Below are 25,958 nucleotides of genomic sequence, written 5' to 3'. Positions count from 1 at the left end.
GTCGGCAATCGGCCATTGGCGTGATGTCGGCAAGGGATTGAATCAATGGGAATTTCCAGCATCGCCGTTGTCCAGTTCCTGCACAGTGAACGGCGCCCCTGCAGCGGCCCGCCTACAATGGCCACCCCCGCCAGCCGATGCGCCCGCCATGACCGACACCCCCCTGCCCACCGATGACCCGATCGCCGCCACCCGCCTGTGGCTGGAGCGCATCGTCATCGGCCTGAACCTGTGCCCGTTCGCCAAGGCGGTGTACGTGAAGGACCAGGTCCGCATCGTGCTGAGCGACGCGACCACACCCGAAGCCCTGGTGGAAGAACTGGCCGAAGAACTGGTGCTGCTGCGCGACACGCCGGCCGAGCAGATCGATACCACCCTGATCGTGCATCCGCAGGTACTGACCGACTTCCTCGACTACAACGACTTCCTCGACAACGCCGATGCGGCGATCGAGGCGCTGGACCTGCAGGGCATCCTGCAGGTGGCCAGCTTCCATCCGGACTACCAGTTCGATGGCGTCGCCGCCGATGACGCCAGCAACTACACCAACCGCGCGCCCTACCCCACCCTGCACCTGCTGCGCGAAGACAGCGTGGCACGCGCGGTGGATGTCTACCCGGACCCGGACGTGATCGTCGAGCGCAACATCCAGACCCTGGACCGGATCGGTGTCGAGGGCTGGCACCGTCGCCTGCGCGGCGACGACCTGTCATGAGCACGGTGCCGCCGATTGCCACCTGGCCGACTGCGCCGCTGCACGGCAGGGTGGTGCTGGTCACCGGCGGTGCCAACGGCATCGGCCGCGGCATCGCCCAGGCGGTGCTCGGTGCCGGCGGCCGTGTGCTGATCGGCGATCTGGACGTAGAGGCGGGCCAGGCCTGCCTGGCCGAATGGCAGCGCAGCGATGATGCCGCGTTCCAGCGGCTGGACATCACCGACGAAAGCAGCGTGCGCGACTTCATCGCGGCGGCCCTGCAACGCTTCGGGCGCATCGACGGCCTGGTCAACAATGCCGGCATCGCCGGGCCGCACGGCACCCTGCTGCAGGACATGGACTGGGAAGAATGGCAGCGCCGGCTGTCATCGCTGCATGGCGCGTTCCTGTGCAGCAAGCACGCATTGCCGGCGTTGTCGGCCGACGCAGGCGCGATCATCAACATCGCATCGACGCGCGCCTGGCAGTCCGAGGCCCACAGCGAAGCCTACGCTGCGGCCAAGGGCGGGCTGGTGGCCTTCACCCACGCTCTGGCCATCAGTGCGGGACCGGCGGTGCGGGTGAACAGCATCAGCCCCGGCTGGATCAGCACCGATGCCTGGCAGGCGCCGTCACGCCGGCACGTGCCGCAGTACTCGGCCACCGACCACGCCCAGCATCCGGTTGGCCGCGTCGGCGAACCCGAGGACATCGGCGCACTGGCGGTGTACCTGCTTTCCTCGTTGTCCGGCTTCAGCACCGGCCAGGACTTCATCGTCGACGGCGGCATGACCCGGAAGATGATCTACGCCGATTGAAAGCGGGACGCCCCGGTAGCGCCGGGCCATGCCCGGCGGCTTTCCTACACCGCGCTACGTGCTCGCCGGGCATGGCCCGGCGCTACCGGAGCGCTGCCCTTTTTTGCGTTTACGCCATGCCGGAGCATTCCGGTAGCTCCACGCCATGCGTGGATGGCGGCAACCTGCTTACGCCATGCCCGAATGGCGCAGCAGCGCGTCGATCTGCGGCGCACGGCCGCGGAAGGCCTTGAAGTTCTCGGCAGCCGGGCGACTGCCGCCGCGCGACAGCACCTCGTCGCGGAAACGCGCGCCGGTCGCGGCCAGCGCCTGCGGCGCTTCCTCGAACGCGGCGTAGGCATCGGCGCTCAATACTTCGGCCCACTTGTAGCTGTAGTAACCGGCGGCATAGCCTCCGGCGAAGATATGGCTGAACTGGTGCGGGAAGCGATTCCAGCTCGGCGGATGGTTCACCGCCACTTCCGCACGCACCCGCTCAAGCAGTGCCAGCACGCTGTCCTGCGCCGCCTCGAACTGGCTGTGCAGCAGCATGTCGAACAGACCGAATTCCAACTGGCGCACGGTGGCCATGCCGCTGTGGAAGTTGCGTGCGGCCAGCATGCGCTCGTACAGCGCGCGCGGCAGCGGCTCGCCGGTTTCCACATGCGCGGTCATGCCCTGAAGGTGGTCCCATTCCCAGCAGAAGTTCTCCATGAACTGGCTGGGCAGCTCCACCGCATCCCACTCCACGCCGTTGATGCCGGCCACGCCCAGTTCGCCGATGCGGGTCAGCAGCTGATGCAGGCCATGGCCCATTTCATGGAACAGCGTGGTCACTTCATTGTGGCTGAAGGTTGCCGGCTTGCCATCGGCACCACGGCCGAAGTTGCACACCAGGTACACCAGCGGCGTCTGTACGCTGCCATCGGCGCGCTCGCGGCGGTTGCGGCAGTCATCCATCCACGCGCCGCCACGCTTGCCCTCGCGGGCGTACAGGTCCAGGTAGAACTGGCCCACCAGGGCGCCCTGCGCATCCACCAGGCGGAAGAAGCGCACGTCCTCATGCCAGACCGGCGCGCTGTCTTCCTGCACGCGCAGGGCGTACAGCTGCTCGATCACCGAGAACAGGCCGCCGAGTACCTTCGGTTCGGTGAAATACTGCTTCACTTCCTGCTCGGAGTAGCTGTAACGCGCCTGCTTCAGGCGGTCGGCGGCGAACGCCAGATCCCAGGCCTGCAGGCTGTCGATACCGAGATGCTCGCGGGCGAACTGCTCCAGCTCGGCGCGGTCCTTGGCCGCGAACGGCTTGGCGCGCGCGGCCAGGTCACGCAGGAAGCCCAGCACTTCGGCGGGGTCGCTGGCCATCTTGGTGGCCACCGAATAGTCGGCGTAGGAATCAAAGCCCAGCAGCGCGGCCAGCTCGGCACGCAGTGCAAGGATGCGATCGATGTTGCCGCCGTTGTCCAGCGCATCGTCGCCGAACTCGGAGGCGCGTTGCGCGCTGGCGCGGTACAGGATCTCGCGCAGGTCGCGGTCCTCGCCCCAGGTCTGCACCGGCAGGTAGCACGGCATCTGCAGGGTCAGCTTCCAGCCTGCCTTGCCGTCTTTTTCCGCAGCGGCGCGTGCAGCAGCCTTCACATCGTCCGGCACGCCGGCCAGGCGCGCCGGGTCTTCGACGATCAGCGACCACGCATCGGTGGCGTCGAGCACGTTCTGCGAGAACTTCGCCGACAGCGCCGACAGTTCCTCCTTGATGGCGGAAAAACGCTGCTGCGCGTCCGCATCCAGTTCAGCACCGCCGAGGCGGAAATCACGCAGGGTGTTGTCCAGCACCTTGCGGCGCGCCTCATCAAAACCGGCCGCTTCGGTGCTGGCCGCCAGCGCCTGGTACTGGCGGTACAGCGTCAGGTTCTGGCCCAGCGCACTGGCAAAGCGGGTCACCCGCGGCAGGTTGCTGTTGTAGGCCTCACGCAGTTCCGGCGTGTTGACCACGCCCTGCAGGTGGCCCACCAGGCCCCAGGCGCGCCACAGGCGTTCGGTGGCGTCGTCCAGCGGGGTGACGAAGGTCTGCCAGGTTACCGGCTGCACCTGCTCGGCAGCGCTGACCGCCGCTTCGGCCTGCGCCAGCAGCACGTCCAGCGCCGGCGCCACATGCTCGGGGCGGATCGCCTCGAAGCGCGGCAGGCCGGAAAAATCGAGCAGGGGGTTGGCAACGGTCACGGCAGGTCTCCAGAGTACGGGCCCGGCAGCGCGGGCAGCCAGATCGATATGGCGCTGGCCGGGCCGGCAGACAAGGGGCGGCGGGCCATTGTTCACGTCGGCCTTACGGCCGCCGGCTGAAGCTTGCAGCGCGGGGGAGACCGCAGCGGAACGTGTCGAGGAGGCCCCACATGGAAGGTCTGGCTCCAGCTCCATCCGCAGTACGTTCACCAACGCTGGCGCTGTCGGCCAGCCCGACTGAACTGGCCTGGATCGCCGCGCTGTGCGATGCGGGCGATGATGCGCCGCGCCACCTGCAGCAGTTGCAGGCACTGCAGCGCCAGGGCGGCAGGTTCAGCGATGAGCAGGAATGGTATCCGTTCGAAGTGATCGAGCGCGGTGCCAGCCAGGTGCGGCTGGGCCACGAGCGCGAATTCGTCATCTGCGTGCTGCTGTGGCTGCAGGCCCTGGCCCAGGGCCGGGCCAGCAGCCTGGACCCACGTCTGCACCTGGACGACCGCGCCGTGGAGATCGAGGCCCTGCCCGACGCGCTGCGCGATGCGGTACTGGAGGCCTTCATGGCCGCGGGGTATTGAGCGCGATCCAATGCGCCGCTGCGCTCGCCGGGCATGGCCCGGCGCTGCCGACCTGTCCTGTGGTAGCGCCGGGCCATGCCCGGCGGATGCCTGACGGGCTTACAGCGCTTCCAGACTGCACCACGGCAATCCAGGCAGGCCCTGCCCGGCCACCGCCGCCGCTACCTGCGCGTCGGCAGCGTCCACATCGATTCCCTGCCGCACATACCAGGCCGGGTCGTAATAGCTGTGCGCGTAGCGATCACCGCTGTCGCACAGGATGCTGACGATGCTGCCCTGGCGGCCGGCCTCGCGCATCCACTGCGCGGCCTGCAGCACGCCTATGAAGTTGGTGCCGGTAGAGCCACCGACGCGGCGCCCCAGCTGGCGGCTGACATGACGCATCGCAGCCAGGCTCAAGGCGTCGGGCACCTTCACCATGGCATCGACACTGGTCGGGATGAAGCTGGACTCCACCCGCGGCCGGCCGATGCCTTCCACCCGCGAGCCGCCGTTGCAGGTCATGCCGCGCCACTCGTTGCCGCCGGCCAGTGCAGCCTGGTAGCCATCGTAGAACACCGAGACTTCCGGGTCCGCACACAGGATGCGGGTGTCATGCCGGCGATAGCTGACGTAGCGCCCGAGCGTTGCTGCGGTACCGCCGGTGCCGGGGCTGCACACGATCCAGTCCGGAATCGGGCTGGGCTCCTCGGCCATCTGCTTGAAGATCGATTCGGCGATGTTGTTGTTGGCACGCCAGTCGGTGGCGCGCTCGGCATAGGTGAACTGGTCCATGAAGTGGCCGCCGGTTTCGCGGGCCAGCTTTTCCGAATCGCAGTTGAGGTCGCAGGCGCGCTCGACCAGATGGCAGCGGCCACCGTGGAACTCGATCGCGGCAATCTTCTCCGGCGACGTCGTGGCCGGCATCACTGCGATGAACGGCAGGCCGAGCAGGCGCGCGAAGTAGGCCTCGGAAACGGCGGTGGAGCCGCTGGAGGCCTCGATCACCGGCCGCCCTTCACGCAGCCAGCCGTTGGCCAGCGCATACAGGAACAGCGAACGCGCCAGCCGGTGCTTGAGGCTGCCGGTGGGATGGCTCGATTCATCCTTCAGGTACACCTCGATGCACTCGAACCCGGGCAGCGCCAGCGGGATCAGGTGGGTATCGGCGGAACGGTTGAAATCGGCTTCGATCTTGCGGATGGCGGCGGCCACCCATTCACGCTGCGACATGGCGGGCAATGGTCATCAGGACGGAACGGTGCGATCCGGCCATTGTACGTCGCGGTGCCGTCAGCTGCCGGCCCGTAGAATGACACCCATCCGGCCGGCAACGGCCCTGTCTGAAGGACCTCCCCCATGACCATTCCCGCCCTGCGCGATGTCCCCGGCGTCGCCGCCCAGGCCCCGGCCGAGACCACCGGCTTCGTCTTCAACCACACCATGCTGCGGGTCAAGGACGCCACCGCCTCGCTGGACTTCTACACCCGCGTGCTGGGCTACCAGCTGATCGACAAGCGCGACTTTGCCGAAGCCCAGTTCAGCCTGTACTTCCTGGCCTACGTACCGGCCGGCACCATGGTGCCGGAAGATGACAACACCCGCCGCCTGTGGATGGCCGGCCTGCCGGGCGTGCTGGAACTGACCCACAACCATGGCACCGAGAACCAGGAAGGCGCCGTCTACCACGACGGCAACAGCGACCCGCGCGGCTTCGGCCACATCTGCGTGTCGGTGCCGGACATCGAAGCGGCCTGCCAGCGTTTCGAAGACCTGGGCGTCACCTTCCAGAAGCGCCTGACCGACGGCCGCATGAAGAACCTGGCCTTCATCAAGGACCCGGACGGCTACTGGGTCGAGATCATCGCCAACGCCTGACCCAGAAAGGGGCACAATTCCGGTAGCGCCGGGCCATGCCCGGCGGCCTTGAGCAGGCCGCGCTGCGCGCTCGCCGGGCCCGGCCCGGCGCTACCGACTCCGTCCCCCTTTTTTGCGAGGTTCGTATGGAAACGATGGAACTGCACCGTGGGCGATTGATCGACCACATCCAGCTGGTCGTACGCGATCTGGCCGCCAGCCGCCGCTTCTACCAGGCGGTGTTCGACACGATCGGCATCCCGGTGGCCGGCGAAGGCGATGACTACTTCTGGGCCGACGAACTGTTCATTTCCAGCGCCAGCAGCGAGGCCGCTGCCGGCCAGTTGACCGGTCGCCACCATCTGGCGTTCCAGGCACGCGATACCGCCACCGTCGATGCTTTCCACAGCGCTGCGCTGGCGGCTGGCGGCAAGGACAACGGCGCGCCCGGCGAGCGCCCGTACCATCCCGGCTACTACGGCGCCTTCGTGCTCGATCCGGATGGCAACAACATCGAGGTCGTCTACCACGGCCCGGCGAACTACAGCGCCGATTCGGTGAAGGTCAGCTTCTGATTCCTGCGCTACGCGCTCGCCGGGCATGGCCCGGCGCTACCTACGAAGAAGCCGGGCAATGCCCGGCTTCGTTTCATCACACAGCGCAGGCCTCAGTGGGCCGCCATGTAGATGTCCTGCAACACGGCCTTTTCCAGCTCCAGCTCGCCCAGCAGGTTCTTCACGATGTCACCCAGGCTGAGGATGCCGACCAGCTTGCTGCCGTCGGTGACCATCAGGTGGCGGCGACGCGAGTAGGTCATCAGGGACATGGCCTGCTTCAACGTGGCATCCGGCGCAATGCCTTCCAGGCCGGTGGACGGCAGGCTGGAAATCACCCGGCGACCGGCCTGCGGGCCATCATCGGCCAGGCTGCGGACGATGTCCTTTTCGGAAATGATGCCGACCGGCGCATCATCCTTCATCACTACCAGTGCGGCGATTTTATTCGCGCTCATCTTGTGCGCGGCGGCACCGATCGTGTCTTCCGTGTCGATGGTGATGACAGCTTCTTTCTTGGATTGCAGGAGCTCGCGGACGTTCATTCTTGTTTCCTGGTGCAGGTCACTCAAGTCAAAAAAGTGTGCTCTGCCGATTCGCCCCCTCCCCGGGAACAGACCTTTCAGTGCACGTCTGGCGCACCCACCTGCCGCTTGGAATGGATCGGCAGACGTCGTGCTGCAACACGAACGAGGGGGTTCAACGGCTCAACCCGGCTCTCGGTCAACTCGATTCTACGACTGCGACCATCGGTCACTAGCGGCATCGATGGGACAGTTCGTCGTAGGAACCAACTGACGATCCAGAGAATGGCACCGCGGCTGAAACCGCCGCTGAATACAGGCGATGTCGCGCATTAAAGATTGATTGCCTGCTGCCGACTGCGGACAGAAAACCCGGCAGCTGTCCCACTTGGCAGCGCCAGCGTCGTAAACAAAAGGGGCCACGTGGGCCCCTTTCGCATGCAGCATCCAATGGATCCGAGTGTTACTCCACCGTAACGCTCTTGGCCAGGTTACGCGGCTTGTCCACGTCGGTGCCGCGCGCCAGCGCGGTGTGGTACGCCAGCAGCTGCACCGGGATGGTGTGCACCACCGGGCTGAGCACGCCGGCATGGCGCGGGGTGCGGATCACGTGCACGCCTTCGGACGCGTTGAAGTTGCTGTCCTGGTCGGCGAACACGAACAGCTCGCCGCCACGCGCGCGCACTTCCTGCATGTTGGACTTGACCTTCTCCAGCAGGCTGTCGTTGGGTGCGATCACCACCACCGGCATGTCCTCGTCCACCAGCGCCAGCGGCCCGTGCTTGAGCTCGCCGGCCGGGTAGGCCTCGGCGTGGATGTACGAGATTTCCTTCAGCTTGAGCGCGCCTTCCAGGGCGATCGGATAGTGCAGGCCACGGCCGAGGAACAGCGCACTGCTCTTGCGTGCGAAACGCTCGGCCCATGCGGCGATCTGCGGTTCCATGTTCAACGCATGCTGCACGCTGCCCGGCAGGAAACGCAGCTGCTCCAGGTAGTCCGCTTCCTGTGCGGCATCAACGCGGCCATGCAGCTTGCCCAGCACCACGGTCAGCTGGAACAGCGCGGCCAGCTGGGTGGTGAACGCCTTGGTCGAGGCCACGCCGATCTCGGCGCCGGCACGGGTGTAGCAGACCAGTTCGCTGGCGCGCGGAATCGCGCTTTCCGGCACGTTGCAGATCGACAGCGTGTGCGTGTGTCCCAGCGATTTGGCGTACTTCAGCGCTTCCATCGTATCCAGCGTTTCGCCGGACTGGGAGATGGTCACGATCAGGTGCTTGGGATTGGCATACGCGGCGCGATAGCGGTATTCGCTGGCGATCTCCACGCTGCACGGCAGGCCGGCGATGGCCTCGATCCAGTAGCGCGCGGTCAGGCCCGAGTAGTAACTGGTACCACAGGCCAGGATCTGCACGCCCTCGATTCCCGACAGCACCGCTTCGGCATTCTTGCCGAACAGTTCGGCCGGGAAGCCACCAGCGTCGATCGCCGCTTCGATGGTGTCGCCCAGCGCACGCGGCTGCTCGTGGATCTCCTTCTGCATGAAGTGGCGGTACGGGCCCAGCTCCAGCGATGCCAGCGAGACATCGGAGAGATGTACATCGCGCTCGATCGGCTGATCGTTGCCATCGAAGATGCTCACGCCATCCCGGCGGATCTCGGCGGTGTCACCCTCTTCCAGGAAGATCACCTTGCGCGTGGCCGACAGCACGGCCGACACATCGGACGCCACGAAGTTCTCGCCCTCGCCCAGCCCGACCAGCAGCGGGCAGCCCATGCGGGCGCAGACGAAGCGTTCCGGCTCGGCACGGCTGACCACGGCCAGCGCATAGGCACCGGTCAGTTCCTTCACCGTGTGCTGCAGCGCGACCAGCAGGTCATCGCCATTCTTCAGATGGTGGTGGATCAGGTGGGCGATCACTTCGGTGTCGGTCTGCGACTCGAAGGTATAGCCCAGCGCGCGCAGCTTCTCGCGCTGCTCCTCATGGTTCTCGATGATGCCGTTGTGCACCAGCGCCACGCCATGGCTGATGTGCGGATGCGCGTTCGCCTCGGTGACACCACCATGGGTGGCCCAGCGGGTGTGGCCGATACCCAGGTTGGCGTTGAAGCCTTCAGCCTCGGCAGCAGTGGCCATCTCCGAGACACGACCGGTGCGGCGTACGCGGCGCACCTCGGGCCGTTCGGCCTGATCGATCACGGCGATGCCGGAGGAATCGTAGCCGCGGTATTCCAGTCGCTTCAGTCCTTCGATCAGCAGCGGCACCACGTCGCGCCCGGCGATCGCACCCACGATTCCACACATGTCACGCATTTCCTTGAAGACGGTCGCCGCATTCTAGCCTGCGTGTCCGCCAGCCCCCTCCTGTCCGCTTAATGAAAGTGTCCGGAAAGGTGTCCGCGGACACCCGGACAGTAGCGACACATGTTCAACTCATTGATGGAAAAGGAAATAAAGTTGGCACGCTGTGTGCTTTGTCCTTGACACCACTCTGGCACCACCGACAGGCACGAACCCGATGATCCGCGACACCTCCGCCCAGGACCAGATCGTTTCCTCCGCTTCAGCCAGTGCCCCCAAGGCCGCATGGCACCGTTACCGCTGGCCGGCCCTGGCGGGTATCGCGCTGCTGGCCGGCATCGGCTGGGCCGTGCATGCCTGGTCCAATGCCAGCAGCTCGTTCAACAGCAGCCGGGTGCGCATCGCCGAAGTGCAGCGCGGCGACCTGGTGCGCGACATCGCCGCCGACGGCCGCGTGATCGCCGCCAACAGCCCGGTGCTGTACGCCATCTCCGCCGGCACGGTGGACCTGAAGGTGGTCGCCGGTGACGTGGTCAAGAAGGGCCAGGAGCTGGCGATCATCGACAGCCCCGAGCTGCGCAGCAAGCTCGCCCAGGAGGAGGCCACCCTGGCCGGCCTGGAGGCCGAGGCCAGCCGCGCCAACCTGGATGCCACCCTGGCCCGGGCCAAATCGCGCAAGGAAACCGACCAGGCCAGCATCGAGCGACAGGCCGCCGACCGCGACCTGCAGCGCTACCAGCGCGGCTTCGATGGCGGCGCGGTGCCGCAGATCGATCTGGCCAAGGCCCAGGACACCCTGAAGAAGGCCGACATCAGCCTGGTCAATGCCACCACCGATGCACGCCTGCAGAGCCAGGGCGCGGACCTGGACGCACGCAACAAGCGTTTGCTGGCCGACCGCCAGAAGGCCGTAGTGGCCGAAGTGCGGCGCCAGGTGGACGCACTGACCCTGCGTGCACCGTTCGATGGCCAGGTCGGCCAGGTGCAGGCCACCCAGGCCACCAACCTTGCCGCCAACGCGCCGGTGCTGGGCGTGGTCGACCTGTCCAAGTTCGAAGTTGAGATCAAGGTGCCGGAGAGCTTCGCGCGCGATCTGGCGATCGGCATGCCGGCGCAGCTGACCGGCGGCAATGGCCAGCCGTTCCCGGGCGAGATCAGTGCGGTGTCGCCGGAAGTGGTCAATGGCGAAGTCAACGCACGCGTCCGCTTTGCCGCAGCCCAGCCTGAAGGCCTGCGCCAGAGCCAGCGGATGTCGGTGCGGGTGCTGCTGGATACCCGCAGGAACGTCATGAAGGTCGAGCGCGGCCCGTTCGTGGAACAGGGCAACGGTGTGGCGTACGTAATGGATGGCCGCACCGCGGTGCGTCGTCCGATCGAACTGGGCGTCAGCAGCCTGGGCGAAGTGGAAATCAAGTCGGGTGTGCAGCCGGGGGACCGCATCGTGGTCTCGGGCAGCGACCTGTTCAAGGACGCCGAACGCGTCTCCGTCAACTGACAACTCATACATCCTGGAGAGAGGACACCCCATGTACATGCTCGAAATGCGTTCGGTCGCCAAGGTCTTCCGTACCGAACAGGTGGAAACCCACGCGCTGCGTTCACTGGAACTGCAGGTCAAGGAAGGCGAGTTCGTCGCCGTCACCGGTCCGTCCGGCTCCGGCAAGACCACCTTCCTCAACATCGCCGGCCTGCTGGAAACCTTCACCAGCGGCACCTACATGCTTGATGGCCAGGACGTCAGCAAGCTCGGCGATGATGCCCGCAGCCGCCTGCGCAACCAGAAGATCGGCTTCATCTTCCAGGGCTTCAACCTGATTCCGGACCTCAACCTGTTCGACAACGTGGACGTGCCGCTGCGCTACCGCAAGATGAGCGCCGGCGAGCGCCGCGAGCGCATCGAGAAGGCGCTGAGCCAGGTCGGCCTGGGCTCGCGCATGAAGCACTACCCGAACGAACTCTCCGGCGGCCAGCAGCAGCGCGCGGCAATCGCCCGTGCCCTGGCCGGCAGCCCGCGCCTGCTGCTGGCCGACGAACCGACCGGCAACCTGGACACGCAGATGGCGCGCGGGGTGATGGAACTGCTGGAGGAGATCAACGCCGCCGGCACCACCATCGTGATGGTCACCCACGACCCGGAACTGGCCGCACGCGCGCAGCGCAACGTGCACATCGTCGACGGCCAGGTCACCGACCTGGTGCGCGAGCCGGTGCTGGCCACCCCGCGTCGCATCGTCGCCGTCAACGAGTGAGGGCACGACCATGTTCGCCTACTACGCCCGACTGGCGGTACGCAGCTTCCGCCGCAACAAGGTACTGACCGCGCTGATGGTGGTCGCCATCGCGCTGGGCATCGGTGCTTCGATGACCACCCTGACCGTTTTCCACGTGCTGTCCGGCGACCCGATCCCTGACAAGAGCGACCGCCTGTTCTACGTGCAGGTCGATCCGCGCCCGCGCTCGGGTTACCTGACCGGCGAAGAGCCGGAGACCCAGATGACCCGCTTCGATGCAGAGACGCTGCTGCGCGAGAAGCGTGGCGAGCGCCAGGCGATGATGAGTGCTGGCGCCGTCACCGTCGAGCCGGAAGGCAGCACGTTGAAGCCGTTCAACATCGACACCCGCTGGACCTCGGCCGACTTCTTCCCGATGTTCAACGTGCCGATGCTGTATGGCCGTGCCTGGACGGCCAGCGACGATGACGGTCGCGCCCGCGTGGTGGTGCTGTCCAAGGTGATCAATGACAAGCTGTTCCAGGGCGCCGACAGTGTCGGCCGCCAGATCCGGGTCGAGGGCCATTCGCTGCGGGTGATCGGGGTGATGGACACCTGGAATCCGGAACCGCACTTCTTCGACCTGACCGTCGGCAACTACGGCCGCGAAGAGGACCTGATGATGCCGCTGTCCACCGCGATGGACCTCAAGCTCGGCAGCAACGGCAACATGAACTGCTTCCGCGACGGCGCACCCGATGACGACAGCAATTCGATCAACGCGCCGTGCACCTGGATCCAGTACTGGGTGGAGCTTGACCCGTCCAAGGCCGAGGACTACCGCCGCTACCTGGTGAACTACTCGGACCAGCAGCGGGCTGCCGGCCGTTTCGAGCGCCCGGCCAACGTGCGCCTGCGCACCGTGATGGAGTGGCTGACCTTCAACAACGCGGTACCCAGCGACGTACGCCTGCAGATGTGGCTGGCCCTGGGTTTCCTCGGTGTCTGCCTGGTCAACACGGTCGGCCTGCTGCTGGCCAAGTTCCTGCGCCGCAGCGGTGAGATCGGCGTGCGCCGCGCACTGGGTGCCAGCCGCGGGCAGATCTTCCTGCAGTGCTTGGTCGAGGCGGGCGCGGTGGGCGTGGTTGGTGGCGTGCTCGGCATCGGCCTGGCACTGCTGGGACTGTATGCGGTGCGCCAGCAGCCGGTGGACTACGCCAAGCTGGCCCACCTCGACGGCAGCATGCTGCTGCTCGCCCTCGGCCTGACCCTGCTGGCCAGCATTGCTGCCGGCTTCCTGCCCGCCTGGCGCGCGATGCAGGTCACCCCGGCCATCCAGCTCAAGTCGCAGTAAGCACCAGAACGAGGACTTCCCATGGACATCCGCCCCATCCTCAGCACCCTGCGCCGGCACAAGACCGCAGCCGCATTGATCGTGCTGGAAATCGCCCTGACCTGCGCCATCGTCTGCAATGCCCTGTTCCTGGTCACCCAGCGCGTGGAAAAGATCAGCCAGCCCAGCGGCCTGGCCGAGAACGAACTGGTCATGGTCCGGGTCAGCGGCATCGGCAAGCAGGCCAACGCCATGGCCCGCACCAACGAAGACCTGGCATCGCTGCGCGCGATTCCCGGCGTGACCAGCGTGACCAAGGTCAACCAGCTGCCATTCCGCCGCAACTCGAGCAACACCAGCATCTCGCGCGAACGTGACCAGGAGCGCCCGACCGCCTTCGTGTCGTTGTACATGTTCAGCGAGAACGCGTTGTCCACGCTCGGCCTGCAGCTGGTCGCCGGCCGCGACTTCCTGCCCAGTGAATACATCGACTATGAGGAAGCCCAGAAAAATCCCAAGCCCGACCGCGCCGCGCCGGTGATCATCAACCAGCAGGTCGCCGCCAAGATGTATCCGGACCAGAGCGCGCTGGGCAAGACCTTCTACATGGGCAACCAGGCCCTGCACGTGGTCGGCGTGGTCGCCCATCTGGCCACCCCCACCGACTACAACGACAACAGCACCCTGTCGATGATGCTGCCGGTGCGTACCGACTTCACCCGCGGCCCGTACATGCTGCGCACTTCGCCGGAACGCCGCGATGAAGTGCTGAAGGGTGCGCTGGCCGCGCTGGACCACAACGATCCCAACCGCCTGGTGCGCGAGAAACTGACCTATCAGGAACAGCGTGCCGACTACTTCAAGAACGACCGCTCGATGGTCGGGCTGCTGGTGACGGTCTGCGTGGCGCTGTTGGTGGTCACCGCCCTGGGCATCGTCGGCCTGGCCAGCTTCTGGGTGCAGCAGCGCAGCAAGCAGATCGGCATCCGCCGCGCATTGGGCGCCACCCGCGGGCAGATCCTGCGCTATTTCCAGACCGAGAACTTCCTGCTGGCCACGCTGGGCATCGTGCTGGGCATGCTGGCGGCGTACGCCATCAACCTGGCCCTGATGAACATGTACGAGCTGCCGCGCATGCCGCTGCTGTACCTGCCGCTGGGCGCAGCGCTGCTGTGGCTGCTGGGGCAGATCGCCGTGTTCGGCCCGGCCCGCCGCGCCGCTGCGGTGCCCCCGGCCGTCGCCACGCGGGGGGCGTGAGATGCGCGCCAGCCTGCTGGTGCTGTTGCTGGCCCTGCCGCTGCCGGTACTCGCCGGCAGCAGCAGCGCGCAGACGCTGGAGTGGCGACAGGACGATGCGCGGCTGGCGCTGCGCTCGACCGAAGGCGTGGTGAGGGTGGATGCGGCCAGCCCGGAGCCGCGCTTCGGCGTGCGCCATGGCGACCGCATCCTGCGCGTGGACGACTCGCCGGTGCGGCAGATCGAACAGCTCGCCGACGCAATACGGGCGGCATCGACGCCCACCGTCTACCTGCTGCTGCGCCGCGATGGCCGGATGCTGACCGTGCCGGTGGCGGTGTCGGCGTGGCGGGCGGCGCTGAACCCGCCAGCACCGCCGCCACCGCCGCCGCCACGGCGCTGAGTCGGGACGCCCCTGCGCTACCGCTGGTTTCGCTATATTGCAGAGCGGCCCGGTAGCGCCGGGCCATGCCCGGCGGTTCCAGCCGCTGCAACTGCACCCGCCCCGCCGGGCATGGCCCGGCGCTACCCTCTTTGCGACCCATGCCTGCGATCCTGATCATCGACGACAACGCCAGCGTGGGTACCGCGCTGGACGTGCTGTTCTCCCTGCATGACATCGACACCCTGCTGGCGCAGAGCCCGGCCGAAGGGCTGGCGCTGCTGGAATCGCAGCCGGTGGACCTGGTGATCCAGGACATGAATTTCAGCGAGGACACCACCTCCGGTGAGGAAGGCGAGGCGCTGTTCGCACAGATCCGCGAACGCCACCCCGATCTGCCGGTGATCCTGCTGACCGCCTGGACCCACCTGAGCAGCGCGGTGGACCTGGTCAAGGCCGGTGCCGCCGACTACCTGGCCAAGCCCTGGGATGACCGCAAGCTGCTGACCACGGTCAACAACCTGCTGGAATTGTCCGAAGCGCGGCGCGAACTGGACCAGCGACGCCAGCGCGAACAGCGCCAGCGGCATGCGCTGGAAGACAAGTACGCATTGTGTGGTGCAGTGTTCGCCGACCCCGCCAGCGAGCGGGTGATCGCCCTGGCGTGCCAGGTCGCGCGCTCTGAGCTGCCGGTGCTGATCACCGGCCCCAATGGCGCGGGCAAGGAGAAGATCGCGCAGATCATCCAGGCCAACTCGCTGGTGGCCAAGGGCCCCTTCGTGGCGGTGAACTGTGGCGCCCTGCCCTCCGAACTGATCGAGGCCGAACTGTTCGGTGCCGAGGCCGGCGCCTATACCGGCGCCAACAAGGCGCGCGAAGGCAAGTTCGAGGCAGCCGACGGCGGCACGCTGTTCCTGGATGAGATCGGCAACCTGTCGCTGGGTGGGCAGATGAAGCTGCTGCGTGTGCTGGAGACAGGACGTTTCGAACGCCTGGGCTCCAACCGCGAACGCCAGGTCAAGGTGCGCGTGGTCAGCGCGACCAATGCCGACCTGCCGGCGATGATCCGCGAAGGTACGTTCCGCGAAGACCTGTACTACCGGCTCAACACGGTGGAACTGACGCTGCCGCCGTTGGCCGACCGCCCCGGCGACATCGTGCCGCTGGCCGAGCATTTCCTCAGCATCGGCAAGCCGCTGTCCAGCACGGCGGCCACCGCACTGCAGCGCCACCTGTGGCCGGGCAACGTGCGCGAGCTGCGCAACGTGATCCAGCGTGCCGAGCTGCTGGCCACCGGCAACCGCATCGAAGTGGCCGATCTCAACCTGCCGCGTGCACCTGCTGCACCGCGCCCGACGCCAAGCGCCGGCAATGATCCCGATCGCGCACGCATCGAAGAAGTGCTGGCGCGCAATCACGGCGTCATCGCACAGGCGGCCAACGAGCTTGGACTGAGCCGGCAGGCGCTGTACCGGCGCATGGACCGTCACGGCATCCCACGCGAATGAAGCGACGCTCCTTCACCTTCCGCCTGTTCCTGCGCCTGCTGCCGGTGCTGGCGCTGGCTGCCGCGCTGCCGTGGCTGCTGGCCTACTGGATGGACCATGGCTGGGTGGTGACCACGGTCTCCACGATCATCCTGCTGTCATTGATGTGGTGGACGCTGCGCCGCGCCACCGCACCGGTGCGCTCGTTGATGCGGGCGCTGTCCGGGACCACCAGCAGCTACCGCGACGGTGAGTACAACTTCGGCATCTACTGGCCCGGCAATGATGAACTGGGCGATCTGGTGCAGGCACACCGCGAGCTGGGGGAAGTGCTGCGCGCACAACGCCAGGGCCTGGTGCAGCGCGAACTGCTGCTGGACACCATGGTGCAGAACACCCCGGTGGCGATGCTGCTGATCGCCGCCGGTGGCGATGGCATTTCCCGCGTGGTGTTCTCCAACCTGGCCGCGCGCAAGCTGCTGCACAGCGGCTGGAAGCTGGAAGGCCAGCGCATGGAAGACGTGCTCGAGCAGCTGCCGGTGGAACTGCGTGATGCCATCGGCCGCGGCGGCGACAGCCTGTTTGCGGTGAAGTCGGAAAGCGAAGACGGCGTGGAAGGCGACGAGGACGACGAACAGGTCTATCACCTGTCGCGGCGCGCGTTCCAGCTCAACGGCCGCCCGCATGACCTGCTGCTGGTACGCCAGCTCACTGCCGAACTGCGCCGGCAGGAAGTACAGACCTGGAAGAAGGTGATCCGGGTGATCAGCCACGAACTCAACAACTCGCTGGCGCCGATCGCATCGCTGGCGCACTCCGGCGGCGAACTGGTCAAGCGCGAACGCTTCGACCGGCTGCCGGAGATCTTCACCACCATCGAAGACCGCGCCCGCCATCTGGAAGGCTTCATCCGAGGCTACGCGCGTTTCGCCAAGCTGCCGCAGCCGCAGCTGCAGACCGTGCACTGGGCGCCGTTCCTGTCCAGCCTGTGCCAGCAGATTCCGTTCACGATGGAGCGTGCACCTGACGAGGAACTGAGCAGCCGGATCGACATCGCCCAGTTCGGCCAGGCCCTGCTCAACCTGCTGAAGAATGCACACGAGGCCTGCGCCGAAGCCGATCCGCCCAACGACGACGTGCAGGTGCAGCTGACCCGGCTGCCGCAGTGGCTGCGGCTGGATGTGCTGGACCGCGGCAAGGGCATGAACGAGCAGGTGCTGCAGAATGCGCTGATGCCGTTCTATTCGACCAAGCGCAACGGCACCGGGCTGGGGCTGGCCCTCACCCGCGAGATCGTCGAGGCGCACGGTGGTCGCGTGTCACTGCAGAACCGCACCGACGGCGGGCTGTGTGTGTCGATCCTGTTGCCGGTGGGGTAGGTTTGTTCTTCCTTCCTCTGTTGATGGCTGAAGGTTGAGCATTGTTCATGGGTGTCACTTTTCTTTGTACGCAAAGAAAAGTAACCAGAAGAAGCGTTCCGCCGACCGCGAGCCGTCGTGCTGCGCATCGGTGCTCGGCTCGCTTCAAGACGGACTCGAGAAGCAGAGCAAAAGCATCCACGCATGGCGTGGATCTACTGGGTGCAGCTGTGGCCTTTGACTTGGGTCCGCCTTGAAGCGAGCCGAGCACCGCAGGGCCGGCGAGGGCGAAGAGGCGCGGGTGTCTGAGCGCAGCGAGTTCCCGCGCCGTCCCTCGACGGACCGAGGAACGCAGGGTACCGGCGTGCGCAGCACGACGGCTCGCGGACTGGCGGCGCGTTTCTTTTGGTTACTTTTCTTTTCGCGCGAAAAGAAAAGTGACACCCATGAACCGTGATCAACCTTCAGCAATCAACAGGAGAAGCAAAACTAAAGCACCCGTCGCATCGCCACCCGCAGGTGCATCGGGAATCCCAACGCGGCTTCCTCGGCCATCACCCCTCGCAGGCCCGCGCCCCACTCCGGCTCCGGCAGCAGGGTGAATCCTTCGCTGGCATAGAACGCCGCATTCCACGGTACATTGGACAACGTGGTCAGCACCGCCGCCGGATAGCCAAGCGCCTTGGCCTCGGCGAGTGCATGCTGCAGCAACGCCCGTCCGTAGCCACGGCGAGCATGATTGGGATCCACATCCATCTGCAGCACATGGAAATCGCCGTCGAGCGTACCGCCCAGCAGATAGCCGGCGATGCCGCCATCGGCGCCTTCGATGATCCACAACAGGCCACGCCGCAGTCCGGCCTGCAACGTGGGAAGGTCCAGTCCATGGCCGGCGAACACCGGGTACGCCTCGTGCCCGCGCAGCAGTTCACCCGCACGCTGTTCGATGCGGGGCAGCGCACTCAGTTCATCGACGCGCGGTGGCCTCGGCTCAGCTTTTCTTGATGGGGCGCTGCCAGCCATCGATGGTTTCCTGGCGCGCACGGGCTACGGTCAGCTTGCCGTCCGGCGCAGTGCGGGTGATGACCGAACCGGCAGCAATCGTCGCGCCTTCACCGATCAGCACCGGCGCCACCAGCGAACTGTTGGAGCCGATGAAAGCGTTGTCGCCGATGGTGGTGGTCGACTTGTTCACGCCGTCGTAGTTGCAGGTGATGGTGCCCGCGCCGATGTTGACCTTGCTGCCGATCACCGCGTCGCCCAGATAGGTGAGGTGGTTGGCCTTGCTGCCCACTCCCAGGGTGACCTTCTTGGTTTCCACGAAGTTGCCCACGTGCACGCCATCAGCCAGCACCGTGCCCGGGCGCAGGCGCGCGAACGGGCCGATCTGCGCCGCCCCCTCGCTGATCACGCCTTCCACATCGCAGTGCGCACGCACTTCGGTGCCCGCGCCGAGAGTGACGTCCTTCAGCCGGGTGAACGGGCCGATGGTCACGCCATCGCCGAGCACCACCTTGCCTTCAAGGATCACATCGACATCGATCATCACGTCGCTGCCGACGATCACCTCACCCCGGATATCCACCCGCGCCGGATCGCGCACGCGCGCGCCCTGGATGCACAGCGCGCGCACCGCGCGCCGTTGCCAGGCCCGTTCCAGCTGCGAGAGCTGCCACGGATCGTTCGCGCCTTCGGCGTCCTGCGCATCGGCCACCAGGGCCATCTCCGCCGGAGTGAACTCGCGGGCGGCAAAGGCGAATACATCGGTCAGGTAGTACTCGCCCTGCGCGTTGCTGTTGGACAGCTGCGACAGCCAGCGGCGCAGCGCCGTCGATTCGGCAGTGATGATGCCGGTGTTGATGATGCGCACCCGGCGCTGTTCGTCATCGGCGTCCTTCTGCTCGACGATCGCCCCGACCTTGCCTTCGGCGTCGCGCAGCACGCGACCATAGCCGGTGGGATCCTCGACATCGGCCACCAGCACGGCCAGCCGGCCCGGCTGGGCCAGCAGGTCGCGCAGGGTCTGCGCACGGATCAACGGCACATCGCCGTACAGCACCAGCACCTGGGCGGCGTCGGGCACCTCCGGCATGGCCTGGGCAACGGCGTGACCGGTACCCAGCTGCTGCGCTTGTTCCGCCCACAACAGGTCCGGCTGGTCAGCGAAGTAGCTCCGCACCTGATCCCCGCCGTGGCCGTACACCACGTGGATGGCGGCCGGCTGCAGTTCCCGCGCCGTGGCGATCACATGCGCCAGCATCGGCTGGCCGGCAATCGGCTGCAGCACCTTGGGCAGCACCGACTTCATGCGCTTGCCGGCGCCAGCGGCGAGGATGATCACGTGCAGGGGTTGGGTCATGCGGGCGGTCCACGATTCGATGGCGGTGATTCTAGAACGGAGGCCGTTAACATGGAGCCCCCACCATGACCCCGGCACCATGAGCCTGCTCCGCCAAGGCCGTTCCTATCTCGTCATCGGCCTGCTGCAGTTACTGCTGGACTGGGCGGTGTTCGTGCTGGCGACGGCGGCCGGCATGCCGGCTGCGCCCGGCAATGTCTGCGGACGCGTGGCGGGCATGCTGCTGGGTTTCTGGCTCAATGGACGCATCACCTTCGCCGACGCCAACGGGCAGCGCCTGGGCTGGCGCCGCTTCGCACGATTCCTGCCGCTGTGGCTGCTGCTGACCGCGGCCAGCACGCTGCTGGTGGCCGCCGCCGACCATGCGCTGGGCCTGCGGTACGCCTGGCTGGCAAAGCCGCTGGTGGAAGCGGGCCTGGCGGTGGTGTCTTTCCTGCTGCTGCGCCATGTCGTGTACCGGTAACGGCGTTTCCGCTGCGTTGTCGACACATACAAAAACGCCGGCACTGGGCCGGCGTTCCTGCTTGATGGCGCTGGACCTCAGTGCTTGAGGGTCTTGCGCAGGCGCTCAAGCGCCTGCAGCTGGACAACGGCCTCTGCCAGCTTCTGCTGGGCTTCGGCCACTTCCATCGCTTCGCCGCGGTTGGCCAGGATGCGTTCGGCTTCTTCCTTGGCCTTGCGGACCGAGGCTTCGTCGATGTCCTGTGCGCGGATCGCGGTGTCGGCCAGCACGGTCACCACCTGCGGCTGCACTTCCAGGATGCCGCCGGAGATGGCGAAATCCAGCTGCTCGCCGCTCGGCGTGGTCACTACCACCTTGCCCGGCTTCAGGCGGGTGATCAGCGGTGCGTGCTTGGGCGCGATGCCCAGTTCGCCCAGCTCACCGGTGGCCACGACCAGGGTCGCTTCGCCACGGAAGATTTCCTGCTCGGCGCTGACGATGTCGCAACGGATGGTGCTCATGTAACTCTCTTCGCTAGGGGGCGGGTCGAACCCACCGCAGGGATTCCGCAGCGGTGGGCGCAGGCCCACCCCGTGTCACGGTCGGGACGGGCGTGTGCCCGTCCCCGCCGCATCAGGCCTTCTCGGCCATCTTCTTGGCCTTCTCGACCGCTTCTTCGATGCTGCCGACCATGTAGAACGCCTGCTCCGGCAGGTGGTCGTACTCGCCATCGACGATGGCCTTGAAGCCACGGATGGTGTCCTTCAGCGACACGTACTTGCCCGGCGAGCCGGTGAACACTTCGGCCACGTGGAACGGCTGGCTGAAGAAGCGCTCGATCTTGCGGGCGCGCGACACGGCCTGCTTGTCTTCTTCGGACAGTTCGTCCATGCCCAGGATGGCGATGATGTCCTTCAGTTCCTTGTACTTCTGCAGGGTCTGCTGGACGCGCTGGGCGGTGTCGTAGTGCTCGTGGCCGATGACCAGCGGGTCCATCTGGCGGCTGGTGGAGTCCAGCGGATCGACCGCCGGGTAGATACCCAGCGAAGCGATCGAACGCGACAGGGTCACGGTCGAGTCAAGGTGGGCGAAGGTGGTCGCCGGCGACGGATCGGTCAAGTCATCGGCCGGCACGTAGACGGCCTGGATCGAGGTGATCGAACCATTCTTGGTCGAGGTGATGCGCTCCTGCAGGACGCCCATTTCCTCGGCCAGGGTCGGCTGGTAACCCACTGCCGACGGCATACGACCCAGCAGTGCCGACACTTCGGTACCGGCCAGGGTGTAGCGGTAGATGTTGTCGACGAACAGCAGCACGTCCTTGCCCTTGCCGTTCTCGTCCTTCTCGTCGCGGAAGTACTCGGCCATGGTCAGGCCGGTCAGGGCGACGCGCAGACGGTTGCCCGGCGGCTCGTTCATCTGGCCGTACACCATCGCGACCTTGTCCAGGACGTTGGAGTCCTTCATCTCGTGGTAGAAGTCGTTGCCCTCACGGGTACGCTCACCCACGCCGGCGAACACGGACAGACCGCTGTGCGCCTTGGCGATGTTGTTGATCAGTTCCATCATGTTGACGGTCTTGCCGACGCCGGCGCCGCCGAACAGGCCGACCTTGCCGCCCTTGGCGAACGGGCACATCAGGTCGATGACCTTGATGCCGGTTTCCAGCAGCTCGGTGGCCGGGGACTGGTCTTCATACGACGGAGCAGCGCGGTGGATTTCCCAGGTGTCGCTGGAGGCGACCGGACCGGCTTCGTCGATCGGGCGGCCGAGCACGTCCATGATGCGGCCCAGGGTGCCAGCGCCGACCGGCACGGAGATGCCGCGGCCGGTGTTGGTGGCCACCAGGTTGCGCTTCAGGCCATCGGTGGAGCCCAGCGCGATGCAGCGGACCACGCCGTCACCGAGCTGCTGCTGCACTTCCAGGGTGATTTCGGTGTTGTCCACCTTCAGCGCGTGGTACACCTTCGGCACCGACTCGCGGGGGAATTCGACGTCGACGACGGCGCCGATGATCTGAACGATCTTGCCCTGACTCATTGCTGCATCCTCTAAATGTGTGCTTTTAACGAACGCGGTCAGACTGCTGCCGCGCCGCCGACGATTTCGGAGATTTCCTGGGTGATCGCTGCCTGGCGGGCCTTGTTGTAGACCAGCTGCAGGGTTCCGATCAGCTTGTTGGCGTTGTCACTGGCCGACTTCATCGCCACCATGCGCGCGGCATGCTCGGAAGCGACGTTTTCCAGCAGCGCCTGGTACACCAGCGACTCGATGTAACGCGTCATCACGTGCTCGAGCACGGTCGCGGCATCGGGTTCGTACAGGTAGTCCCAGTCGTGGTGCGCAACCTGCTTCTCAGCGGCCGGCAGCGGCAGCAGCTGATCGAAGCTGGCCTTCTGCGTCATCGTGTTGACGAAGCGGTTGTAGACCAGGTACACACGGTCGACCTTGCCTTCGGTGAAGGCGTCGAGCATGACTTTGATCACACCGATCAGCGATTCCAGCTTCGGCGTGTCGCCGATGTGGGTCACCGTGCCGACCATGTTCACCTTGACCCGGCGGAAGAAGGTCGATGCCTTCTGGCCGATGGTCACCAGGTCCACTTCGGCGCCCTTGTCCTGCCAGGCCTTGGCTTCGCCAAGCATCCTGCGGAACAGGTTGTTGTTGAGGCCGCCGGCCAGACCGCGATCGGAGGAGATCACGATGAAACCGACCCGCTTGACCTGCTCACGCTCGACCAGGAACGGATGCTGGTAGTCGGTGCTGGCCTGCGCCAGGTGGCCGATCACCTGCTTCATCGCCTGCGCGTACGGACGCGAGGTCTTCATCCGATCCTGCGCCTTGCGGATCTTGGAGGCCGAGACCATTTCCAGGGCGCGCGTCACCTTGCGGGTGTTCTGCACGCTCTTGATCTTGGTTTTGATTTCGCGTCCGCTTGCCATCTTTTATTCCCGTGGCGCGGGGCCGGGGCCCCGCGTTGTTCAACCGTTTGATCGTCTGGTCCAGCGGAGCATCGCTCCGCTCTACAGGACCTCGATTACCAGCTGCCGGTGGTCTTGAACTCGACGATGCCCTTCTTGAAGGCACCTTCGATGTCGTTGTCCCAACCGCCGGTGGCGTTGACCTTGCCGATCAGTTCGCCCTGGGTATTGGCGAAATGCGCGTGCAGGCCTTCTTCGAACGCCAGCAGCTTGCTGACCGGCACGTCGTCGAGGTAACCCTCGTTGACGGCGTAGATCGACAGCGCCTGGTTGGCGATCGACATCGGCGCGTACTGCTTCTGCTTCATCAGCTCGGTGACGCGCTGGCCGCGCTCAAGCTGCTTGCGGGTGGCTTCGTCCAGGTCCGAGGCGAACTGCGCGAACGCAGCCAGCTCGCGGTACTGGGCCAGCGAGATACGGATGCCGCCGGACAGCTTCTTGATGATCTTGGTCTGCGCCGAACCACCGACGCGCGACACCGAGATACCGGCGTTCACGGCCGGGCGGATGCCGGCGTTGAACAGATCGGTTTCCAGGAAGATCTGACCGTCGGTGATCGAGATCACGTTGGTCGGAACGAACGCGGAAACGTCGCCGGCCTGGGTCTCGATGATCGGCAGCGCGGTCAGCGAACCGGTCTTGCCGGTCACCGCACCGTTGGTGAACTTCTCGACGTACTCTTCGGACACGCGGGCAGCGCGCTCGAGCAGACGGGAGTGCAGGTAGAACACGTCACCCGGGTAGGCTTCACGGCCCGGCGGACGCTTCAGCAGCAGCGAGATCTGGCGGTAGGCCACGGCCTGCTTGGACAGATCGTCGTACACGATCAGCGCGTCTTCGCCGCGGTCCATGAAGTACTCGCCCATGGTGCAGCCCGAGTAGGCGCTGATGTACTGCATCGCGGCCGATTCGGACGCGGTGGCAGCCACCACGATGGTGTGCGCCAGGGCGCCGTTCTCTTCCAGCTTGCGCACGATGTTGGCAACGGTCGAAGCCTTCTGGCCGATCGCTACATACACGCACTTGATGCCGGTACCCTTCTGGTTGATCACCGCATCGATGGCCAGTGCGGTCTTGCCGGTCTGGCGGTCACCGATGACCAGCTCGCGCTGGCCACGGCCGATCGGGATCATCGAGTCGACCGACTTGTAACCGGTCTGCACCGGCTGGTCGACCGACTTGCGCCAGATCACGCCCGGAGCAACGCGCTCCACCGGAGCGGTCAGCTGGGTGGCCAGCGGGCCCTTGCCGTCGATCGGCTCGCCGAGCGCGTTGACGACGCGGCCCAGCAGTTCCGGACCGACCGGCACTTCCAGGATGCGGCCGGTGGTCTTGGCGACGTCACCTTCGCGCACGTTCTCGTAGCCACCCAGGACCACGGCGCCGACCGAGTCGCGCTCCAGGTTCAGGGCCAGGGCAAAGGTGTTGTTCGGCAGTTCGATCATTTCGCCCTGCATCACGTCGGCCAGACCGAAGATGCGCACGATGCCGTCGGACACGCTGGTCACGGTGCCTTCGTTGCGCGATTCCGCGGCCAGCTTGACCTTCTCGATGCGGTTCTTGATCAGTTCGCTGATTTCGGAGGGGTTGAGCGTGGTTGCCATCGTCAAGTCCTAGTGCCGGCAGCGGGGCCGGACGTTAAATGAATTCAGTTAGCGAGCGCGGTCTGCAGACGGGCCAGCTTGCCCTTCAGCGAACCATCGATGACCACGTCGCCGGCGTCGATCACAGCGCCGCCGATCAGCGAGGCGTCGACCGCGGTGGCCACTTCGACCTCGCGGTTGAAGCGCTTGCGCAGCGCGGCCTTGATCGCGTCCAGCTCGGCAACCGACAGCTCGGCCGCGGAGGTCACCGTGGCCTTGACCACGTGCTCGGCCTCGGCGCGCAGGGCGTCGAACATGCCGGCGATCTCCGGCAGCAGCGGCAGACGATGCGACTCGGCAAGCACAGCCAGGAAGCGCGAGTAGGTCTCGCCGCGGGACTCCGGCGCCAGCAGGGCGATGGCGTCATCGCGACCCAGCTCCGGGTTGGCGAGCAGGGCCGCCACGCGCGGGTCGGCGGCGACGTGGGCGGAGAACGCCAAAGCGTCCGACCACGGCGCGAACGCGCCTTCGTCACGCGCGGTCGCGAAGGCGGCGCGGGCGTACGGGCGGGCAAGCGTGAGGGCCTGGCTCATCCTTAAATCTCCGAGGCCAGCTCGTCGAGCAGCGCCTTGTGGGCGTTGGCGTCGATTTCGCGCTTGAGCAGCTTTTCGGCACCGGTCACGGCCAGCGCGGACACCTGCTTGCGCAGATCTTCACGGGCACGGTTGGCGGCGGCGTCGATTTCGGCCTGGGCCAGGTCCTTCTGACGGGTGGCTTCGGCAACAGCTTCGTTGCGGGCCGCGTCGACGATCTGGTTGGCACGCGCGTGGGCCTGGTCGATGATCTCGTTGGCCTTGGTGCGGGCTTCCTTCAGCGCTTCATTGACCTTGTCCTGCGCCTGGGCCAGATCTTTCTGGCTGCGGTCGGCAGCAGCGAGGCCTTCAGCGATCTTCTGCTGGCGCTCTTCGATCGCGTTCATCAGCGGCGGCCAGATCTTGGTCGCGATGAGCCAGATCAGGGCGGCAAAGGCCAGGGCCTGGGCGATGAGGGTAAAACCGATATCCATGGGGTTCGCTCAGTCGGTTGTG

General features: G+C 66.1%; 25 protein-coding genes. 13 read left to right on the top strand and 12 right to left on the bottom strand.

Going from position 1 to position 25,958, the window contains the following annotated elements; translation table 11 throughout:
* Window positions 1-148 precede the first annotated feature (148 nt).
* Both AC1DCU_RS19990 and AC1DCU_RS19985 read left to right on the top strand, forming a co-directional pair.
* Window positions 149-715, top strand: a complete 567-nt coding sequence (locus AC1DCU_RS19990) for a DUF1415 domain-containing protein (RefSeq protein ID WP_025877318.1) — start codon at window positions 149-151, stop codon at window positions 713-715.
* Window positions 712-1,512 (top strand): SDR family oxidoreductase, encoded by an 801-nt coding sequence (locus AC1DCU_RS19985; RefSeq protein WP_313116052.1) that lies wholly within the window; start codon window positions 712-714, stop codon window positions 1,510-1,512. Before AC1DCU_RS19990 ends, AC1DCU_RS19985 begins: the two co-directional genes overlap by 4 nt.
* A gap of 168 nt (window positions 1,513-1,680) precedes the next feature.
* Here AC1DCU_RS19985 and AC1DCU_RS19980 read toward each other — a convergent pair whose 3' ends face one another.
* Window positions 1,681-3,711 carry a M3 family metallopeptidase gene (locus AC1DCU_RS19980; protein WP_442252102.1) on the bottom strand — a complete coding sequence of 677 codons (2,031 nt, stop codon included), beginning with the start codon at window positions 3,709-3,711 and terminating at the stop codon, window positions 1,681-1,683.
* Window positions 3,712-3,881: 170 nt separating this feature from the next.
* Here AC1DCU_RS19980 and AC1DCU_RS19975 point away from each other — a divergent pair, with 170 nt between their 5' ends.
* The gene (locus tag AC1DCU_RS19975; RefSeq protein ID WP_033832265.1) at window positions 3,882-4,286 is read left to right on the top strand and encodes a hypothetical protein; all 405 of its coding nucleotides are present in this window, start codon (window positions 3,882-3,884) and stop codon (window positions 4,284-4,286) included.
* A 99-nt stretch (window positions 4,287-4,385) separates the two neighbouring features.
* On the opposite strand, the gene AC1DCU_RS19970 is transcribed toward AC1DCU_RS19975, so the two are convergent.
* Window positions 4,386-5,498 carry a PLP-dependent cysteine synthase family protein gene (locus tag AC1DCU_RS19970; RefSeq protein ID WP_442252101.1) on the bottom strand — a complete coding sequence of 371 codons (1,113 nt, stop codon included), beginning with the start codon at window positions 5,496-5,498 and terminating at the stop codon, window positions 4,386-4,388.
* Window positions 5,499-5,624: 126 nt separating this feature from the next.
* Here AC1DCU_RS19970 and gloA point away from each other — a divergent pair, with 126 nt between their 5' ends.
* On the top strand, window positions 5,625-6,143 hold the full coding sequence (gene gloA / locus AC1DCU_RS19965) for a lactoylglutathione lyase (protein ID WP_442252100.1): 519 nt from the start codon (window positions 5,625-5,627) through the stop codon (window positions 6,141-6,143).
* Between the two features lie 125 nt (window positions 6,144-6,268).
* Window positions 6,269-6,697, top strand: a complete 429-nt coding sequence (locus AC1DCU_RS19960) for a VOC family protein (RefSeq protein WP_025877330.1) — start codon at window positions 6,269-6,271, stop codon at window positions 6,695-6,697.
* Window positions 6,698-6,789: 92 nt separating this feature from the next.
* Here the strand turns inward: AC1DCU_RS19960 and AC1DCU_RS19955 are convergent, their stop codons facing one another.
* Together AC1DCU_RS19955 and glmS are read right to left on the bottom strand one after the other, a co-directional pair.
* A complete protein-coding gene (locus tag AC1DCU_RS19955; RefSeq protein WP_025877332.1) occupies window positions 6,790-7,221 on the bottom strand; it encodes a CBS domain-containing protein in 432 nt (143 codons plus the stop codon).
* 442 nt (window positions 7,222-7,663) lie between these two features.
* Window positions 7,664-9,502 carry a glutamine--fructose-6-phosphate transaminase (isomerizing) gene (glmS, locus tag AC1DCU_RS19950; RefSeq protein ID WP_478013655.1) on the bottom strand — a complete coding sequence of 613 codons (1,839 nt, stop codon included), beginning with the start codon at window positions 9,500-9,502 and terminating at the stop codon, window positions 7,664-7,666.
* A 214-nt stretch (window positions 9,503-9,716) separates the two neighbouring features.
* Between glmS and AC1DCU_RS19945 the strand changes: the two genes are divergently transcribed.
* The 7 genes from AC1DCU_RS19945 (at window position 9,717) to AC1DCU_RS19915 (ending at window position 17,526) form a co-directional block, all read left to right on the top strand.
* Window positions 9,717-10,994 (top strand): efflux RND transporter periplasmic adaptor subunit, encoded by a 1,278-nt coding sequence (locus tag AC1DCU_RS19945; protein WP_442252098.1) that lies wholly within the window; start codon window positions 9,717-9,719, stop codon window positions 10,992-10,994.
* A gap of 31 nt (window positions 10,995-11,025) precedes the next feature.
* Window positions 11,026-11,748, top strand: a complete 723-nt coding sequence (locus AC1DCU_RS19940; RefSeq protein ID WP_032976565.1) for an ABC transporter ATP-binding protein — start codon at window positions 11,026-11,028, stop codon at window positions 11,746-11,748.
* Between the two features lie 10 nt (window positions 11,749-11,758).
* On the top strand, window positions 11,759-13,063 hold the full coding sequence (locus tag AC1DCU_RS19935; RefSeq protein WP_208081690.1) for an ABC transporter permease: 1,305 nt from the start codon (window positions 11,759-11,761) through the stop codon (window positions 13,061-13,063).
* 21 nt (window positions 13,064-13,084) lie between these two features.
* The gene (locus tag AC1DCU_RS19930; protein WP_442252097.1) at window positions 13,085-14,299 is read left to right on the top strand and encodes an ABC transporter permease; all 1,215 of its coding nucleotides are present in this window, start codon (window positions 13,085-13,087) and stop codon (window positions 14,297-14,299) included.
* A 1-nt stretch (window position 14,300) separates the two neighbouring features.
* Window positions 14,301-14,681, top strand: coding sequence for a PDZ domain-containing protein (locus AC1DCU_RS19925; RefSeq protein ID WP_312401428.1), 381 nt, complete (start codon window positions 14,301-14,303; stop codon window positions 14,679-14,681).
* Between the two features lie 140 nt (window positions 14,682-14,821).
* Window positions 14,822-16,168 (top strand): sigma-54-dependent transcriptional regulator, encoded by a 1,347-nt coding sequence (locus tag AC1DCU_RS19920; RefSeq protein WP_025877345.1) that lies wholly within the window; start codon window positions 14,822-14,824, stop codon window positions 16,166-16,168.
* Window positions 16,165-17,526 (top strand): sensor histidine kinase, encoded by a 1,362-nt coding sequence (locus AC1DCU_RS19915; RefSeq protein ID WP_180831952.1) that lies wholly within the window; start codon window positions 16,165-16,167, stop codon window positions 17,524-17,526. The genes AC1DCU_RS19920 and AC1DCU_RS19915 overlap by 4 nt, the downstream gene beginning before the upstream one ends.
* A 468-nt stretch (window positions 17,527-17,994) precedes the next feature.
* Here AC1DCU_RS19915 and AC1DCU_RS19910 read toward each other — a convergent pair whose 3' ends face one another.
* Both AC1DCU_RS19910 and glmU read right to left on the bottom strand, forming a co-directional pair.
* Complete coding sequence (locus AC1DCU_RS19910) at window positions 17,995-18,528, bottom strand: GNAT family N-acetyltransferase (RefSeq protein WP_442252161.1); 534 nt, start codon at window positions 18,526-18,528, stop codon at window positions 17,995-17,997.
* Window positions 18,497-19,864 carry a bifunctional UDP-N-acetylglucosamine diphosphorylase/glucosamine-1-phosphate N-acetyltransferase GlmU gene (gene glmU, locus AC1DCU_RS19905; protein ID WP_223486704.1) on the bottom strand — a complete coding sequence of 456 codons (1,368 nt, stop codon included), beginning with the start codon at window positions 19,862-19,864 and terminating at the stop codon, window positions 18,497-18,499. Before glmU ends, AC1DCU_RS19910 begins: the two co-directional genes overlap by 32 nt.
* Window positions 19,865-19,943: 79 nt before the next feature.
* On the opposite strand from glmU, the gene AC1DCU_RS19900 reads away from it, so the two are divergent.
* Complete coding sequence (locus tag AC1DCU_RS19900) at window positions 19,944-20,327, top strand: GtrA family protein (protein WP_424843708.1); 384 nt, start codon at window positions 19,944-19,946, stop codon at window positions 20,325-20,327.
* Between the two features lie 77 nt (window positions 20,328-20,404).
* On the opposite strand, the gene AC1DCU_RS19895 is transcribed toward AC1DCU_RS19900, so the two are convergent.
* The 6 genes from AC1DCU_RS19895 to AC1DCU_RS19870 form a co-directional block, all read right to left on the bottom strand.
* On the bottom strand, window positions 20,405-20,827 hold the full coding sequence (locus AC1DCU_RS19895; RefSeq protein ID WP_025877355.1) for a F0F1 ATP synthase subunit epsilon: 423 nt from the start codon (window positions 20,825-20,827) through the stop codon (window positions 20,405-20,407).
* 112 nt (window positions 20,828-20,939) lie between these two features.
* A complete protein-coding gene (gene atpD, locus AC1DCU_RS19890) occupies window positions 20,940-22,346 on the bottom strand; it encodes a F0F1 ATP synthase subunit beta (RefSeq protein ID WP_025877357.1) in 1,407 nt (468 codons plus the stop codon).
* Between the two features lie 38 nt (window positions 22,347-22,384).
* Window positions 22,385-23,248, bottom strand: a complete 864-nt coding sequence (atpG, locus tag AC1DCU_RS19885; RefSeq protein ID WP_025877359.1) for a F0F1 ATP synthase subunit gamma — start codon at window positions 23,246-23,248, stop codon at window positions 22,385-22,387.
* A 95-nt stretch (window positions 23,249-23,343) separates the two neighbouring features.
* Window positions 23,344-24,891, bottom strand: coding sequence for a F0F1 ATP synthase subunit alpha (atpA, locus tag AC1DCU_RS19880; RefSeq protein WP_025877361.1), 1,548 nt, complete (start codon window positions 24,889-24,891; stop codon window positions 23,344-23,346).
* 44 nt (window positions 24,892-24,935) lie between these two features.
* Window positions 24,936-25,463, bottom strand: coding sequence for a F0F1 ATP synthase subunit delta (locus AC1DCU_RS19875; protein ID WP_025877363.1), 528 nt, complete (start codon window positions 25,461-25,463; stop codon window positions 24,936-24,938).
* Between the two features lie 2 nt (window positions 25,464-25,465).
* Complete coding sequence (locus AC1DCU_RS19870; RefSeq protein WP_025877365.1) at window positions 25,466-25,936, bottom strand: F0F1 ATP synthase subunit B; 471 nt, start codon at window positions 25,934-25,936, stop codon at window positions 25,466-25,468.
* Window positions 25,937-25,958: the final 22 nt, after the last annotated feature.

Source organism: Stenotrophomonas sp. 10L48 (assembly GCF_056395105.1).
This window is presented reverse-complemented; position numbering and strand designations above follow the sequence as displayed.